This is a genomic window from Glutamicibacter creatinolyticus (assembly GCF_006094275.1).
Taxonomy (GTDB): domain Bacteria; phylum Actinomycetota; class Actinomycetes; order Actinomycetales; family Micrococcaceae; genus Glutamicibacter; species Glutamicibacter creatinolyticus.
Map to the genome: position 1 here is coordinate 1,326,717 of NZ_CP034412.1, position 14,745 is coordinate 1,341,461.

Genomic DNA, 14,745 nt, shown 5'->3' on the forward strand with positions numbered 1-14,745 from the left:
CGATGAATAATCGCCAAGAATGGAATCGCAGGGAATATGCCCTGGTGGTGCGTGCGCTGAAATCGCCCGGGAATGCCGGAGTGCTGCTCAGCGGCGAGTTCGGCACTGGCAAATCCCAACTCGTGCGCCGGCTGGTCACCTCCAAGGAGCTGCACTTGCCGATGATCCGGCTGATCTGCAGTGCCGCGTTGACCGACTCCTCCTACGGGGCGCTGGCGCCTCTGTTGTCCGGTGCCCAACAGCCAATCAATGACGTATCGGCCATTCGTGCTGCCCTCGCGGCAGTGGAAGAACTGCTGCAGTTGGAGCACGGCGCAGAGCACGTCCTGATCACGATCGAGGAAGCCCAGAGCATCGATTCGGCCAGTGCCTTCGTTTTGGGGCAAATGGTCCGCTCGGGGAAGGTCAAGCTCCTGGTGGTAAGCAACGAACAACACGAGGACCCGCTGTCGCTGGATGCACTGATGTCGGTGGCGCGGTTGACGCGCGTCGTTGTCGAACCACTGACACCGGATGAGATCGTAGACTTCTCTGGCACGGTGCTTGGTTATCCGGTCAGCCGTGGGTCGGCGAAAATCATCCACCAACTGACTTCGGGTTTCCAGAGCTTGGTCCAGGACTACCTGGAACTGGCGGTGCGCTTGGGCATCCTGCTTGAAGTCGAGCAACTCGGCGCATTGCGCGAATCCAGCCTGGCCATTGACCATGGCACCGCGGGACGCATTGCAGCCCTGGCTCACCGTCACCCGCCACAGGTGCAGCAGCTGTTTGAAATTCTGTGTATAACCGGCCCACTGTCCATCGAACAAGTTGATCGGCTCGGTCTGCGTGAGGCCCTGCAGCAGCATCCCACCGCCTTGATCGAGCTGCGCGACGGTTGGACGTATCTGAGTAGCGAATTCTTCGAGGAAGGCCTTCGCGCCAGTATGTCCGCCGGGCGCAGTGCCGGGGTGTACCGGGAAGTGCTCGCGCACCTGGGGGAGGATCTACCGGTAGGTCCCGACTTCGTGGGATTCCGGCTGATCTTCGGGGACACCGTGAGCCGTGAAGAGCTGCTCGCTGCCGCCCGACGGGCGCAACGCAGTCATCGCTACCAGCAGGCGTTGGAGCTATTGGAAAAAGTGGAGGAACCCGACCGCGAAGCGGAGGCCATTCGTCTGTTGGCCCGTCTGGGGGCAGGGCAATTCCAGGCCGCCCGGACGTTGCTTTCCACCTCGGCGGGCAAGCTCGGTGACGAGGAAGGCTCACTGGCACAAGATGTCGGCTGTGCCCTGAATTGGCTGCACCCCGCCGTGACGGGGCCCGGCGGGGACCTGACCCAGCGCTTCTGGGGAACCTCGGCTTCCGACGGCGGCCATTCGGACGGGTACAGGGGTGGGGATTGTGCGTTAGTTGAAGGCATTGAACGCGTCAGGTCCCTGTATTGGCTTGGTCAGCCTTCCACTGCGCTCCACCTTTCCGAACAGAGCACGGTAGGCGGTACCGCGGTGCCATCCTGCCGTTACCGCCTGGCCCTGCTCGTGGTGGCAGTACGCTCGGCGGTGGCCACCGGAAGCTATGAACAGGCCAGCAGGTTGGTTGACGGATTCGTGATGGGCAGTTCTTATGAGCTGCTGATGGAACACGGAACGGTGCAGGCGCTTCGAGCACTGATCGATGCACGCCGCGGACAAGTCAGCAATGCGCAGCTGTACCTCCGTCAAGCCCGGGCGGAATTGGCGCTAAATGACCCAGAAGGATTATTGGCCCTATGTTCCTCGCTTGACCTACTCATAGAGCAGTCCTCGAATGGGGAAGCACTAAGCGAGGACGGGGCGCAGAGAAACGACAAGGCAGAACAATTCGGGCAGTGTAATGCCGGCCGGCGGGAACCGGGCGCGCTCGCCGCAAACGCCTGGTGGGCAGCGGATCAATTGGAATGTGATCTGCTGGCCGAGCTGCAGCGGACGAAGCCCTCTGCAGGAGTCATTGACAGAATTCTGCGCTCCGCCCAGCAGAACGGTGTATTTCTCTATGGAATCTTGACTTACCAGGTCTGGAACTTGTCGCGCAATGAACAATTGGCCTCAAGAGCTGCCGAGATATTGGGCGGGTTGGAAGTACCGGAGGAATGTGCCGCATTGCAACGACGACAACGCGCCGTCCAAGTGGTCCAGGACTCCGACGTGAAAGCAATGCAAGGCTTCGCGCAGGAACTGCATGACGAGGGCGACCGTGTCCTGGCCTTGGAAATGATCACCAGGGTCGTGGATTACTGGTCTGCTCAAGACAACCCCCGCAATCGCGGGTTCGCCATCCGTCAGATTCATGAATGGCTGCACCAGATGGGACAAAAACCTTGGGGACGCATGGCTCGGAGTTTGGAGGAAAGTGGGCTGACCGCGCGCGAGAATGAAATTGTCGAGTTGGTCCGGCAGGGGCTGAGTAACCGCGAAATCGCCCGCCTTTTGACCGTCTCACAGCGCACCGTGGAAGGGCACTTGTACCGCATCTTCGCCAAGCTGGGCATTACCCAGCGCTCCGACCTGAACTTCGGTGGGCGTCACTAGCGCCCGGAATTACCTACACCCGCTTCAAAGCTCAGCGGTTGGCGCACTCGCGGGGTAGCTCAATGCACTGGGTGGCCTCTCAATGGACCGCGCGCACTGCTGCTCAGCGGGTAACTGGTCCGTGCCCGCAACCAGTTGCGTAGCGGCATCTGCAAGTGACCAAGTCGCCGGGTGTATTTAGCTTCCAGAGGTTGGCTCATCTCTTGCCTATGTCGATTCGCTGTGCCCGAAAACCCTGGGCTGAGTGTGGACTACTTGGACTATCTGCGCAGAACGAGTGGTCAATGCCAAGAAATGGCAAACAAGCGCTTCAACTCGGGTGTGAGCTTACGCGTGAGTACTTCTTAGTTGGTTCATAGAATTTCCACTGTGCAGTGAGCCATGATCCCTAAGGGACGGTGCCGCTGCCTGAATTACAGATGAACACTTGGGGAAAATCTAGGCAAAATGGGGAGCCGAAGATTCTCGTGAAGCCCGTGCCTGAGCAGCACGTTAAGCCTCGCACAGCACTTCTTCACGGTATCGGCATCGCCAACAAGGGGGACGGCGTGTCGCAAGCTTATGAATCCTTAGGGAATCGTGGCCTTGTCGGAAATTGGGGAAACGGTTTAACCGAACTTTCAGGTCACACACTTAAGGATCAGCAACTCCTGCCTGCCAGCGGCTTCTCGGCCAGCAGGTGGAGACAAAAATACACTCGCATTTTGCTGCTATCCGATATGGCCACCTTGGTGCTGCTCAGCGGCATCGTGGTGCACCTGTACTCGCTGGCCGCAGGACCAAACTACTGGTTCGCCGGTGCATCGGTGGGCGTCTGGGCGGTATACCTATGGCTTTCGCGCACCAGGGCCGCGCAGGTAATCGGCGTCGGCGTTCGGGAGTACAAAAGAGTCGTCGACTCCAGCGCACTAGCCGCGGGGACCATGGCGCTAGCCGTCTTGGTCTTTGACCTTGAGGGAGTGCGCGAACAACTCATTGTCACCTTCCCGGCCGGGATGGCGCTGCTCTTGGCCAGCCGCTGGCTGTGGCGGCGCTGGTTGCTGGCGAAATCGGAAGCCGGGTACGCGCTGTCCCAGGTCGTTGTGCTCGGCCAGGGTTCCGACGTGGACTACGTCGTCAGGCAGCTGCAGAAGAACGCAGGACCGGCCTACAAGATCTGCGGGTTGCTGATTGACGGGGCGGGGGAGGAGCATCGCTATGAGGATTCCGTGCCGACGTTCCAGGGCCTGGAAAACCTTGAAGAAGCGGTGCAGCTCGTCGGAGCGGACTCAGTCATCGTTGCCGGCTCGCTGCGCGGCGGGAGCGATGCGCTCAAGGACGTAAGCTGGCGCCTGGAAAAGACGCGCACCAATGTCATCGTCGTGTCTTCACTGACCAATGTCGCCGGTCCACGCATCAGCATGCGTCCGGTGGAGGGTTTGCCGCTCATGCATGTGGACGTACCCAGTTTTGCGGGCGGTCACCATGTGGTGAAGCGGGGGATCGACATTGTCCTTTCCGGCCTGGCCCTGGTGCTCTTGGCTCCGCTCTTCTTGCTCATCGGTCTTTTGGTGCGCAAGGACAGCTCGGGTCCCGCGTTCTTCAGCCAGGAGCGGGTGGGACGCAATGGCCGGACCTTCCGGATGTACAAGTTCCGCTCGATGGTGGTCAACGCCGAAGCTGAGCTGGAGAAGCTCAAGGAACACAATGAGGGCAGCGGTCCGCTGTTCAAGCTGAAGCAGGATCCCCGGGTGACCAAGGTGGGCAGCTGGCTGCGCAAGTACTCGCTGGATGAGTTGCCGCAGATTTACAACGTGTTGCGGGGGGACATGTCCCTGGTTGGGCCCCGACCGCCGCTGCCCGCCGAAGTAGCCAGTTACGAGGGACATACCGGACGGCGGTTGTTCATCAAGCCCGGCCTAACCGGTCTATGGCAGGTCAATGGGCGCTCCGACCTGGACTGGGAGGAGAGCGTCAGACTGGATCTCTACTACGTGGAGAACTGGTCGTTGACCGGTGACCTGATGATCATGTGGCGCACCTTCAAGGTCATGGTGCAGCCGGAGGGCGCCTACTAAACACGGTTGTCCGTGATTACGGCAAAGGCAGGGCAGCGGAGGCTGCCCTGCCTTTGCCGTGTTTTAAAGTAACCACAAATGACAGTAGTCGCAGGAACGGTGAGTTGTCATCGGGCCTCGCCTTGGCAATGACAACGCCGCGGAAGCCTTCGGAGCGCTGGACCCGGCGGGCCGGCGGCAAGCACCAGGGCGGCCACCGGTGATCTACGGGCAGCGGTAGAGCGTGCATGTGGTACGAGCGAGAGTGAACCACTTGTTGCAAAGGTCGGGATTAGGTATTGACTACGCGTGTGAGGGCGGTCACCGGTTTGTAGCTTGGATGTAGGCGGAGGGATGGATCTTCCTGCCTGAGCGATCGTGCATGACGTCATGGCCGGGCTCGGGTGGGAAGTTCAATAATCAGCAGCGTTCCCCAGACGCGATTCATTTCTGCGCCTCATGGACGGGACCGGCGACGAAGACTCCCGGCAATTCGGGAGCTCATCCCCCCAGCCGTCGTCGGTCCCTTTCCATCGTTGTGTTCTTCGGCGTATTCCGCCAATCCCGGGCGGGACAGGGGCACGCGACTAAGGCCCACCGCAGGTGCACCGCGTTCCTTCGGGGCGGCCGCGGCAAGCGGGCCGGGAGGAGCGCGGATGCACCGGCACGCCCAGGAGCAGGTCCGGGGGCTCCCGGACCTGTCGAAGGCCTGATGGTGTGCTAGATAAGATCCCTAGCGCTGGTTGAACCGGTAGAACAAGCGCAGGGGTGCGCTCAGCGTGGTGGCCAGGCGGCGGTCCAAGTCCTTCATCTGGGTGGTCCATGCATTATCGAACTTCAACTTGATCTGCCCCACCTTGAAACGCATCGGATTCCCGGCCACGGTATGGTGCGCATCGAGCGTGATGTGCCCGTCGGCAAACTCCGGTACGCGGGCCTGGGTTGGCTCCAAGCCGGCGAAGCGGATGACCTCCTCGAGTGTGCGCGTCGGGTCAGTCATGAATTCCTCGTAGTGGACGGTCAGCACCGGAATGCGCAACAGTGTCAGGGCGTGAAACAGCAGGCTGTACGTCGTCCAGTTGAAAATTGAGGCCGGCACGGAATAGCGAGGCATGTCTTCGGCGCGACTGCCGGTTTCCGGCCTGGTGACCACCTTTGACCACGAGTAGGCAACGCCGCGTGGATCACGGACAACCAGCACACAGCGCAGGTCAATGGGCAGCGAGCGCAGGAAGTACGCGTAGGCCGGGTGTTTGCTGGAATCCACCAGTACCTTGCCGTCGGCCACGGTGTCGGCGGCACGGTACAGCTTGGACAGGTTTGACAGCAGTCGCTGCCGTGCTTGGCGCCGTTGCCCGAACCCACGCTGCAGGATCAGTTCTGGCAGGAACCGGTTGCGGATCACCGTCCGCCGGTCGGCTATGGCTTGATCGGTGTCAATCCGCCCCCAGCGGCCATAGGCCTGGACCCCGATCTGCTGCCAGACCGGGCATTCATGGAAAGGTAGGCCACAACCGCACAGTTCGTTGTCACGCAGGCCGCGTTCCCACAGGTGCAGCAGCTCACCCAGCCCCATGAAGTCTTCACATTGGGCCAGACACCGCTCCAGCAGGGTGGAACCGCTGCGCCCAAAGCCACCGAGCATGACAACGCGTGGTCGGCGTGGTGGCCCGTCGGCCGATTCACGCCGCGCGGGCTGTGGGTCCGGATCCAGCCCCGCGCCTGTTGCTGGCGCTTCCCCCGATGCGTCCTGCGCTGTTTTAACTTCTTTGATATCCCCCAAGGAATCCACGTGCCCTCCGTTGAGCGTTCTGCGTCATAGTCCCCAGACGACGCAAAAGGTGAATAGTTTCAGCTTTGAGTCTGCCATTGCGACGCAACATTTTGTAGAGGAACCGCCTAAATTGCGTCGAAGCGAGGAAATGTTGGCATGCCCCCTGCCCATGTTCGGTGTCTTATGCCACAATTACTCAAATGGGGAAGAATTATCTTGGGGACCCCAAGCTGGGGGAAATTATGTCTTTTGACAATTCACAGGGGAATGAGTTTTTTAAGCGTGCAGTCACCCGCCGTTGGCGGTGGATTGCCTGGTTCAGCATTGTGGGGGTGCTGCTGGCCGGAGTCACCTTCATGCTCTCGCCGCGGGAGTACACCTCGACCGCTAACGTGTTCTTGAATCCATTGGTCGGCAGTCCTTTCTCGCCGACCACGCCTACCTCGCGCACAGAGCAGCTGGCGGCCATGAATACCGAGGCCGGCGTGGTGCTCACCGACGAGGTGCTGGATCAGGCGCTGCAGAAGGCGGAGATTGCCGGGGCTTCGCGACAGTCCCTGCGTGAACAAACCGTGGCCTCGGTTCCATCGAACTCGCAGGTCATGAACATCAGGTTCACCAGTGCCGACCCGCAGGAGGCCCAACGCGGGGCCCAGGCCGTCACCGACGCGTTCATGAACTTCCGTTCGGAGCGGGCGCAGAGCGTCATCGATGCGCAGAGCAAACTGCTGCAAAGCCGTGAGGAGTCCCTCGCAGGGCTGCTGAAGAGCGCGAACCAGGCCTATGACGCGGCCAAGAAGGCCGGCAGCGACAGTGCCGGGGTCATCGAGCTCGAACAGCAGGTGCGGCTCTACGCCCAGGAACTGGCCAACGTGAAGGTGGACCGCACCACCACCGAAACCTCATCCATTGACCCGGGCACCGTGGTGGGCCCGGCGAACCTGCCGCAGGCGCCGGAGGGGATCAACCCGCTGCTGCTGGCAGCGGCGGTCCTGCTGGGGTTCGTGGCCCTGGGCTTCGTGGCCACGCTGATCGTGGAACACGGGGATAAGCGCGTGTGGGACGAGGGCGACTTGGAGCGCCGCCAGGCACCCTCGGTGCTGGCCGTGCTGGGAGATGCACGCGAGAAGAAGGACAATGCCGCTGAGGGTGTGATTGAAAAGTATCTGCGGGTCACCCCGGTGATCAGCGGGCACGTCAACACTCCTGGGACACTGGCGCTGATTGGCAACCAGTCCAGGGAGGAAGTGCACACCATCGCCGCGGGGCTGGCGGCCGCGTTCGCCATGACCGGACGTCGGGTGTGCGTGATTAGCACGACCCGGTTGCCGGGGGACTCCGAGACGCAGCTGGGCTTCAGCGACGTGTTGGAAGACGGGGTGGCGCTGCGTGAGGCAATCCATGTGAAGAAGTTCGGTGAGGGGCGTCTGGCGGTCATGTCCGCTGGCACCCAGTCGGAGAAGCTGCCCGGCCTGGTGCAGGCTGATTCGCTGAAGAATCTGATCAACCTGCTGGGAGCGGGCCATGACCTGCTGATCTTCGTGGTTCACCAGGGGGCGTCGGCAGTGGCCAGTGCCATTAGCGGGGTCTGTGACCACAGCGTGCTCACGGTCTCCGGGGGCAAGGACACGGTCACCTCCGTGTTCTCCACCGCCAACTACCTGCAAATGCGCGGTGCCACGATTTCCGGGACGCTGCTCTACTCCTCGGCCTGGGTGCAGGCCAGCGAGAAGGAGCTGGCCCAGGAGCTGCAGGGCGCGTTCGAACAGCTGCACCACGGCCTGGATCCGCGACGTGTCAGCTCATGATCCGAAGGCGTCGAAGCACACCGCGGTGGAGGGGGAGGACCGCGCCCTAAAGCGGATCGCCCGCAGTGGAGCGGCAAACGTGGGTGCGGCAGCGGTCGGCTCGGCATCGAATTTTCTGCTGATTGTGCTGATCACCCGCTTCTGGGCATCCGAGGATGCCGGCCTGCTCTTCGCGGCCACCTCTTTCTTCATCATTGCCGTGGCCCTGGCCCACCTCGGGGCGGACCAGGGCCTGGTGCGCTTCATTGCCTGGAACGTGGGACGCGGCGCCGGGCACAGCAACCGGGCCACCGTGCTGGCCGGCGTGCTGCCATCGTTGAGCATGACCCTGGTGGTGGCCGTCCTCGGCTACGCGGCTGCGCCCTGGCTGGCCGGGCTGCTCGGCGCGCAGTCCGGTGCCGAAGGCGCCCTGATCATCCGGGTGCTGGCGGTGACCCTGCCGTTCGCTGTGCTCTATGAGCAGCTCCTGGCGGTCTGCCGCGGGTATGCGGTCATGAAACCGACCATCGTGTTGGAGCGGGCCCTGCGCCCAACGTTGCAGATGCTCCTGATTCTCGCGGCCGGTCTGGCCCAGAGCGGGGTGGTCGTCCTGACCCTGGCTTGGACACTGCCCTACGCGCTGTGCTTCCTGCTGGCTGGCGTGGCCGCCGTGCGCACGCTGCGCCGGCATCGGGATGACTGGCACGGTGCCGGGCCGATCGGGGAGGACCTGCGCTCGGAGTTCTGGCGCTTCACCGCGCCGCGCGGCCTGGCCCGGATGGCGCAGGTGATGATCCAGCGGGCGGATATCGTGATTGTCACGGTGATGCTCGGACCGGCTCCGGCTGCCATTTATACCGCCGCCACACGTTTCCTGGTGCTGGGCCAGGTAGCCACCAGTGCCCTGCAGCAGGTGAGCGAACCGCAACTGGCGCGATTGCTGGCCCGCAAACGCAAGGACACGGTATCCCTGGTAATCAGGCAAATGACCCTGTGGTCAGTGGCGCTGGTGTGGCCGGTCTACCTGGTCTTCGCGGTGCATGCCTCCGCCCTGATGGCCCTGGTGTTTGGACCCGGCTATGAGGCCGGTGGGATTGTGCTGCAGCTGTTGGCCACCGCCATGCTGGTGGCTACCGCGGTCGGTCCGCTGGATGTGCTGCTGCTGATGGCAGGCAGGAGCTCGCTGTCGCTGCTGAACATTTCGGTGGCCCTGGTCGTGGATCTGGCCTTGTGCGTGCTGCTGATCCCGCAGCTGGGGATCCTTGGGGCGGGAATCGCCTGGGCAGCCGCGATCATCGCCAAGAACCTGCTGTGCCTGTGGCAGGTGCGAAAGCACCTGGGGATCAGCGTTTTCAGCCGGGAACTGGTAATGTGGCTAATCTCACTATTGGGTCTCTTTGGACTACTGGGACTCCTTGGTAGCCTCCCGCCCGCGCAACCCTGGGTGGGGTTGGGCATTTCAGCTTTGACTGGCATTTTCTACCTCGGGTATCTGTGGTCCAAGCGAACCCTCTTGATGCCTAAAAAGGTGGTGGCGTAGGGGGCGAAATCAGCGGGAATCCGGGCTTTTAGCGGCATTTGGACTTTTTATTCAAGAACCTTCAGATTACAGTTTGGTAACGATCAAGCGGATCCCCGCTGTTGAATCTGCAGGCTGGGTGCAGAGTCACATCCCAACTCTTGGAGACTGAACATATGGCTGACGCCAAACTATTTTCATTCCCCCGCCGCAAGGGGGCCAACGTGGCAGCCTGCGCCGTAATGACCGGTGCACTGCTGGCCACGAGCCTTGCTGGCGCCGGTTCGCTAGCTGCACCCGCACAAGCCGCTCCGACCGACGGAGCGATTACCGCCGACACCTACAGCGTTTCCACCCGCGCTAATCACAGCAACGGCGATAGCTCGAAGATCGCCGTGGGCGAGAACACCGGCGCCAACCGCGAAGCCTTCCTGCGCTTCCATACCGAAACCAAGGTAACCAAGGACTCGCAGGTCGAACTGAAGCTGCACATCAACGGCGGCACTCCTGGCCAGCTGCGGATTCTGCAGGGCCCTTCGGACTGGTCAGAAGACTCACTGACCGCCTCCAACGCACCGCAGGCCGGTGCTTTGCTCAAGACCGTTTCGGTCAGCGGCACGGACCAGACCCTGAGCATTGCGCTGACCGGTTTGGTCTCGGCCGACAACGGCCTGAACATCGTCCTGCAGCGCACCGATGGCGGCATCACCCGCATCGATTCGCGTGAGAAGAGTGACGGGCAGGCCCCGGCGGTTGCCATCAGCGGGGAAAACACCCCGGGCACCGGAGGCCCGGAGGAAGTCGAAAAGCCGGGGGACAACCAGGGCAATGGCCACGACTCGGTGGAGAACTGCACCGTCTCCGAGATCCTGGTGCCCAGCTGCGGCATCTGGTTCGGGGCAGCGGCCAACCCGCTGAAGGGCGAATCGTGGGATCAGGCGCTGCTGAACTTTGAGAAGACCTCCGAGCGCAAGATGGACATCGCCCACTACTACAAGCGTGGCCAGTCCGCGATGTTCCCCAACACGGCCGAACTGAAGCGGCAGGACGAGTCCGGAGCGAACCGGATCCTGTTCTACAACTGGAAGCCCACCGGCATGACCTGGAAGCAGGTTGCCGAGGGCAAGGCCGACAGCTACCTGAAGTCGCTGGCCCAGCACATGAAGAAGAACGCATCGAAGAAGTTCTTCCTCTCGCTGAACGCGGAGATGGAAGACGAGGTCAACGAGAACGCTGGCTCGGGGCAGACCGCCAAGGACTACGCGAACTTCTACCGCCATGTGGTGCAGGTGCTGCGCGCGAACGGGGCCGACAACATGGTCACCGTCATGAATTACACCGGCATCCAGAAGTGGGGCGAGAAGTCCTGGTTCGATCAGCTCTACCCGGGCAACGACGTGGTGGACTGGATTGCCCAGGACCCCTACGCCTTCGGCAAGCCGCCGGTGTGGCTGACCGACATGGAGGGTATGGTCAACCGCACCACCAACTCCAAGACCTGGCCCGGCTTCTACAACTGGGCAGCCTCCAAGTACCCGAGCAAGCCGCAGATGCTGGCCGAGTGGGGCGTGGACGAAGATGGTTCCTACCCGAAGTACAAGAGCGACTTCTGGAAAACCGCCAACGAGCAGCTCCAGGACCTGCCCAAGCTTAAGGCCCTGGTCTACTGGGACAGCATGGGGTATACCCCCAGTGGTTCCAAGCTCAGCGTGGGCATCACCCGCGTTGACTCCAAGCAGGACTCGTTGACCGCCTACCGCAACTTCCTGGACGAGGAGTTCATGAACGCGGCGCGCGAGTCCTACCTGGACTAAATTGCCACACCGCCACCAAGCTGCGGCCGCAAGGACCGCACAGTGGCGGACATGAAGGAGTGCCTGGCATGGGGATGAACCTGTGCCGGGCACTCCTTTTTCCTTGCGCCTGCCTTCCTGCGCAACCTCACCGGTTTTCTGTCCGTAACACTGTTCAGTAGCCAGCACACGGGCTAAGCTCGAGACACCGAGTATTTGGGGATCTCGGTCCATCAGTCTTTGGGGAGGCTCACTTGAAGAAGACCGTCTATGCGCTGGCGGCATTGGCCCTGGCAATCACGGCATCCGGTTGTACATCCGCCGCGGATGAGGAAGCTGCGCCATCCGCAGCTGAGGCCACGCAGAACGAGGGCACGTCAATAGACCCACTCGGTGGCACGCCTTCGGCGGCACCGACCGAAAAAGACGTGGACTTCCTTGAGGACCTCGGCGTGAACGACCGCGGCAATGTGACGGTGGAAGAGAACGAACAGGCGGTCTTCAAGGATCCCAAGGGGGATGCCGAGTTCGCCGAATTCACGGCCACCAACGTCACCACGAATTTCAAATGCACCGCCAAGGACGCCCAGCCGAGCATCAACGGCCAATACGTGGCGCTGGACTTTGACGTTAATGCCAACGAGGACCTGGCCGAGTCCGGGTTCCCGTACTTCTACCTGAGTGTGCACGAGTTCCGTGCCTGGGATGCCAAGGGTGAACCAATTCCGGATCCGGTGGGCAACGCCGAATCGTGCATTACCGACAAGGAGCGGGTGCCCTCACCCATTGACCCGGGCGACAGTGAGAAGGGCCTGGTCGTCCTGGACCTGCCCAAGGGGGCCGGCACCGCAAGCTTCACGCTCGGTGGGTTCCAAGGCTCATACGGCTGGGAATGGAGCTGGTGAGCGTCCGGGACAGCACTTGAGGAGTAAAGCCACAGCAAGTTGAACGGGCAATGCCGGTGTGTCCGTGAGTAAACACGTCAACCGGGATGACCTTTTGGGGGAGGACATCATGAAGGTACTTTTTGTTACATCGCCGGGGGGACACCTGGCCCAGCTGCTGCCGCTGCGGGAGTGGTGGGAACAGCACCAACGCAGCTGGGTGACGTTCCGGCGTCCGGAAGTGGAGCAGGCGCTGGAGGGGGAAAACGTCACGTGGTGCTATTGGCCCACCACCCGCAACATTCCCAACGCCATCCGCAACTTCTTCCTGGCCATTCGCACGCTGCGCCGGGAGCGGCCCGATGTGGTCATGTCGGTGGGGGCCGGGGCCAGCGTTCCCTTTTTCCTGATTGCCTACGTCATGGGCATCAAGACCGTGTACCTGGAATGCTTTGACCGCATCACCATGCCGACGCTGAGCGGACGCATCTGCTACCCGCTGACCGACCTGTTCTGCGTGCAGTGGGATGAACAGAAGAAATACTATCCGGAGGCCGTGAACATTGGGGCCGTGCTGTGAGCGGGGCAGAGCAGCATTACGATTTGGTGGTCTCCGTCGGCACCGACCACCACCTCTTTGATCGGCTGATTGACTGGGTGGATGACTGGATGGACCGGCAGGAAAAGGCACCAAGCCTGTTTGTGCAGCACGGTGCGAGCCGGCGACCGCGGCATGGAACGGGCGTGGAGCGCCTGCCCCGCGGGGAACTGTTGAAAATCTACGAACGCGCCCAGGTGGTGGTGGTGCAGGGCGGGCCCGGCTCGATCCTGGACGTGCGCGAAATCGGGGTGATTCCCCTGGCCGTGCCACGGGTTCCTGAGCTGAAGGAAGTCGTGGACGGGCACCAGATCGAATTCACCCGGGTCATGGCCGAACACGGTGACGCCATTTACGTGGACCAGCGCCAGGAGCTGCACCGCCAACTGGACAAGGCGTTTGCCAACCCGCTGGCCTTGCGCACCGAGCCACGGCGGGCTGATCCGGGGGCTGCGGGGCAACGTCTTGCCGCGCAGCTGGGGCAGCCTTTGTTCGGTTCGCGGCGTTCGGTGGGAAGGATGCTGCGCCGTGTCGGTCAGCTGGTGCGGCGCTGAGACATTGGTGAACGCAATCCCATTCCGCGTTGGCGCCGGCCATCGGGTGGAGCGGTAAAGACGACTGGGAGCAGCACCGTTCTGAAAGGTGTGCGCGGATGCAGAAGAACATATACGAGTAACAAGCCGCCAAACGGACCGGCCGGCAGCCAGGCGGGCAACACAGCTTTCCGCGGCCGGTCCTTTGGCATGGGGGAGTACATGGTCACCACGACGAACTCACGCGTTGGGCAACGCAAGAATCAGAACATCGAGACCCTGCGGGGCATTGCGATCATCGCCTTGGTCGCCTTCCACGTCATCGGGGTCAGCGGCTCCGCCGGATTAAATGTTCCGCCCGACAGCGTGTGGCGCTGGTTTGCCGATTCCCTGGGCTTCATCCGCATGCCGTTGTTTACGTTCCTTTCCGGGGTCGTCTACGCCGCCTACGCACCCATGCGCAGCGGGATGGGCAGGTTCGTGCGTTCCAAGGCCCGTCGCCTGTTGCTTCCCATGGTTTGCGTCGGGGCGATCTTCCTGACCGTGCAGTCATTGGCCCCGGGCACGAACCGCGACCTGCTCGGTGAAGAGCCCTGGTTCATGTGGCTGATCCTGCCCGTGGCGCACTTTTGGTTCCTGCCGGCCCTCTTCTGGATCTTTGTGCTGTTCGCGTTGCTCGATGTCCGCCACCTGATGGACTCGGCCCGTAACCTGTGGACCCTGCTGGGCTTCACGGTAGCGGCCTCGGTGCTGATCGGGCCGCTCTTTGACCGGAACTGGCTGGGATTTGAGGGCAGCCTCTACCTGCTGCCGTTCTTCACCTTTGGCGTCATCTGCGCCCGCCTGGGCTGGCAACGGCAGGCGCTGAAGTGGCGGTTGCTGTCCGTGGCCGCCCTGGCGGTGGCCTTCACCTGGATCCAACTGGGCCTGCTGGGCGTGGTTCCGGCCATCGCTGAACGTCACGAGTTGGGCGGGATTCTGGCCAGTTTCGCAGCCCTTCTGGCGGTCTTTGGCTTTCCCTTCCAGGTGCGGGCGCTGGCCTGGCTTGGCCAGTTCGCCTACCCGATCTTCCTCTTCCACGTCTTCGGTTCGGCCGGGGCCCGGATCGTGCTGCTGCGCCTGGGCGTTGAGATAACCTGGATTCACTTCCTGACCGGCGTCCTGCTGGCCCTGGCCTTGGGAATCGTGGCGGACAAGATGTTCTGCCGGTTCAACGCCACCAACGTGGTGCTGTTGGGGAACAAGCTCCGTCCACGCCATCGGTAGCCCGCC

Annotated in this window: 10 protein-coding genes; 9 read left to right on the plus strand and 1 reads right to left on the minus strand. The window is 62.2% G+C overall.

From position 1 onward, the window contains the following. Positions 1 to 2: 2 nt before the first annotated feature. Positions 3 to 2,549, plus strand: coding sequence for a LuxR C-terminal-related transcriptional regulator (locus GcLGCM259_RS06050; RefSeq protein ID WP_138926053.1), 2,547 nt, complete (start codon positions 3 to 5; stop codon positions 2,547 to 2,549). A gap of 704 nt (positions 2,550 to 3,253) precedes the next feature. Further along, positions 3,254 to 4,606, plus strand: a complete 1,353-nt coding sequence (locus GcLGCM259_RS06055; protein WP_246049805.1) for a sugar transferase — start codon at positions 3,254 to 3,256, stop codon at positions 4,604 to 4,606. A 712-nt stretch (positions 4,607 to 5,318) separates the two neighbouring features. Here GcLGCM259_RS06055 and GcLGCM259_RS06060 read toward each other — a convergent pair. Next, positions 5,319 to 6,377: a sulfotransferase gene (locus GcLGCM259_RS06060; RefSeq protein ID WP_138926054.1), complete on the minus strand. Its 1,059-nt coding sequence runs from the start codon at positions 6,375 to 6,377 to the stop codon at positions 5,319 to 5,321. A 314-nt stretch (positions 6,378 to 6,691) separates the two neighbouring features. Between GcLGCM259_RS06060 and GcLGCM259_RS06065 the strand changes: the two genes are divergently transcribed. From GcLGCM259_RS06065 to GcLGCM259_RS06095, 7 genes are all read left to right on the plus strand, one after another. Then, positions 6,692 to 8,167 carry a hypothetical protein gene (locus tag GcLGCM259_RS06065; protein ID WP_217496559.1) on the plus strand — a complete coding sequence of 492 codons (1,476 nt, stop codon included), beginning with the start codon at positions 6,692 to 6,694 and terminating at the stop codon, positions 8,165 to 8,167. After that, on the plus strand, positions 8,154 to 9,686 hold the full coding sequence (locus tag GcLGCM259_RS06070; protein WP_175419342.1) for an oligosaccharide flippase family protein: 1,533 nt from the start codon (positions 8,154 to 8,156) through the stop codon (positions 9,684 to 9,686). Before GcLGCM259_RS06065 ends, GcLGCM259_RS06070 begins: the two co-directional genes overlap by 14 nt. A gap of 221 nt (positions 9,687 to 9,907) precedes the next feature. After that, positions 9,908 to 11,479: a CBM96 family carbohydrate-binding protein gene (locus GcLGCM259_RS06075; RefSeq protein ID WP_171021271.1), complete on the plus strand. Its 1,572-nt coding sequence runs from the start codon at positions 9,908 to 9,910 to the stop codon at positions 11,477 to 11,479. 233 nt (positions 11,480 to 11,712) lie between these two features. Further along, positions 11,713 to 12,363 carry a hypothetical protein gene (locus tag GcLGCM259_RS06080; RefSeq protein WP_138926057.1) on the plus strand — a complete coding sequence of 217 codons (651 nt, stop codon included), beginning with the start codon at positions 11,713 to 11,715 and terminating at the stop codon, positions 12,361 to 12,363. A gap of 109 nt (positions 12,364 to 12,472) precedes the next feature. Further along, positions 12,473 to 12,922 (plus strand): PssD/Cps14F family polysaccharide biosynthesis glycosyltransferase, encoded by a 450-nt coding sequence (gene pssD / locus GcLGCM259_RS06085; protein WP_138178249.1) that lies wholly within the window; start codon positions 12,473 to 12,475, stop codon positions 12,920 to 12,922. After that, positions 12,919 to 13,494 carry a glycosyltransferase gene (locus GcLGCM259_RS06090; RefSeq protein ID WP_138926058.1) on the plus strand — a complete coding sequence of 192 codons (576 nt, stop codon included), beginning with the start codon at positions 12,919 to 12,921 and terminating at the stop codon, positions 13,492 to 13,494. Before pssD ends, GcLGCM259_RS06090 begins: the two co-directional genes overlap by 4 nt. Positions 13,495 to 13,695: 201 nt before the next feature. Then, positions 13,696 to 14,739: an acyltransferase family protein gene (locus GcLGCM259_RS06095; RefSeq protein ID WP_175419343.1), complete on the plus strand. Its 1,044-nt coding sequence runs from the start codon at positions 13,696 to 13,698 to the stop codon at positions 14,737 to 14,739. The last annotated feature ends 6 nt before the right edge of the window (positions 14,740 to 14,745 follow it).

Coding starts and splice junctions, on each gene's coding strand:
- GcLGCM259_RS06050 (WP_138926053.1), top strand. CDS start 3: ATGAATAATCGCCAAGAATGGAATCGCAGGGAATATGCCCTGGTGGTG.
- GcLGCM259_RS06075 (WP_171021271.1), top strand. CDS start 9,908: ATGACCGGTGCACTGCTGGCCACGAGCCTTGCTGGCGCCGGTTCGCTA.
- pssD (WP_138178249.1), top strand. CDS start 12,473: ATGAAGGTACTTTTTGTTACATCGCCGGGGGGACACCTGGCCCAGCTG.
- GcLGCM259_RS06095 (WP_175419343.1), top strand. CDS start 13,696: ATGGTCACCACGACGAACTCACGCGTTGGGCAACGCAAGAATCAGAAC.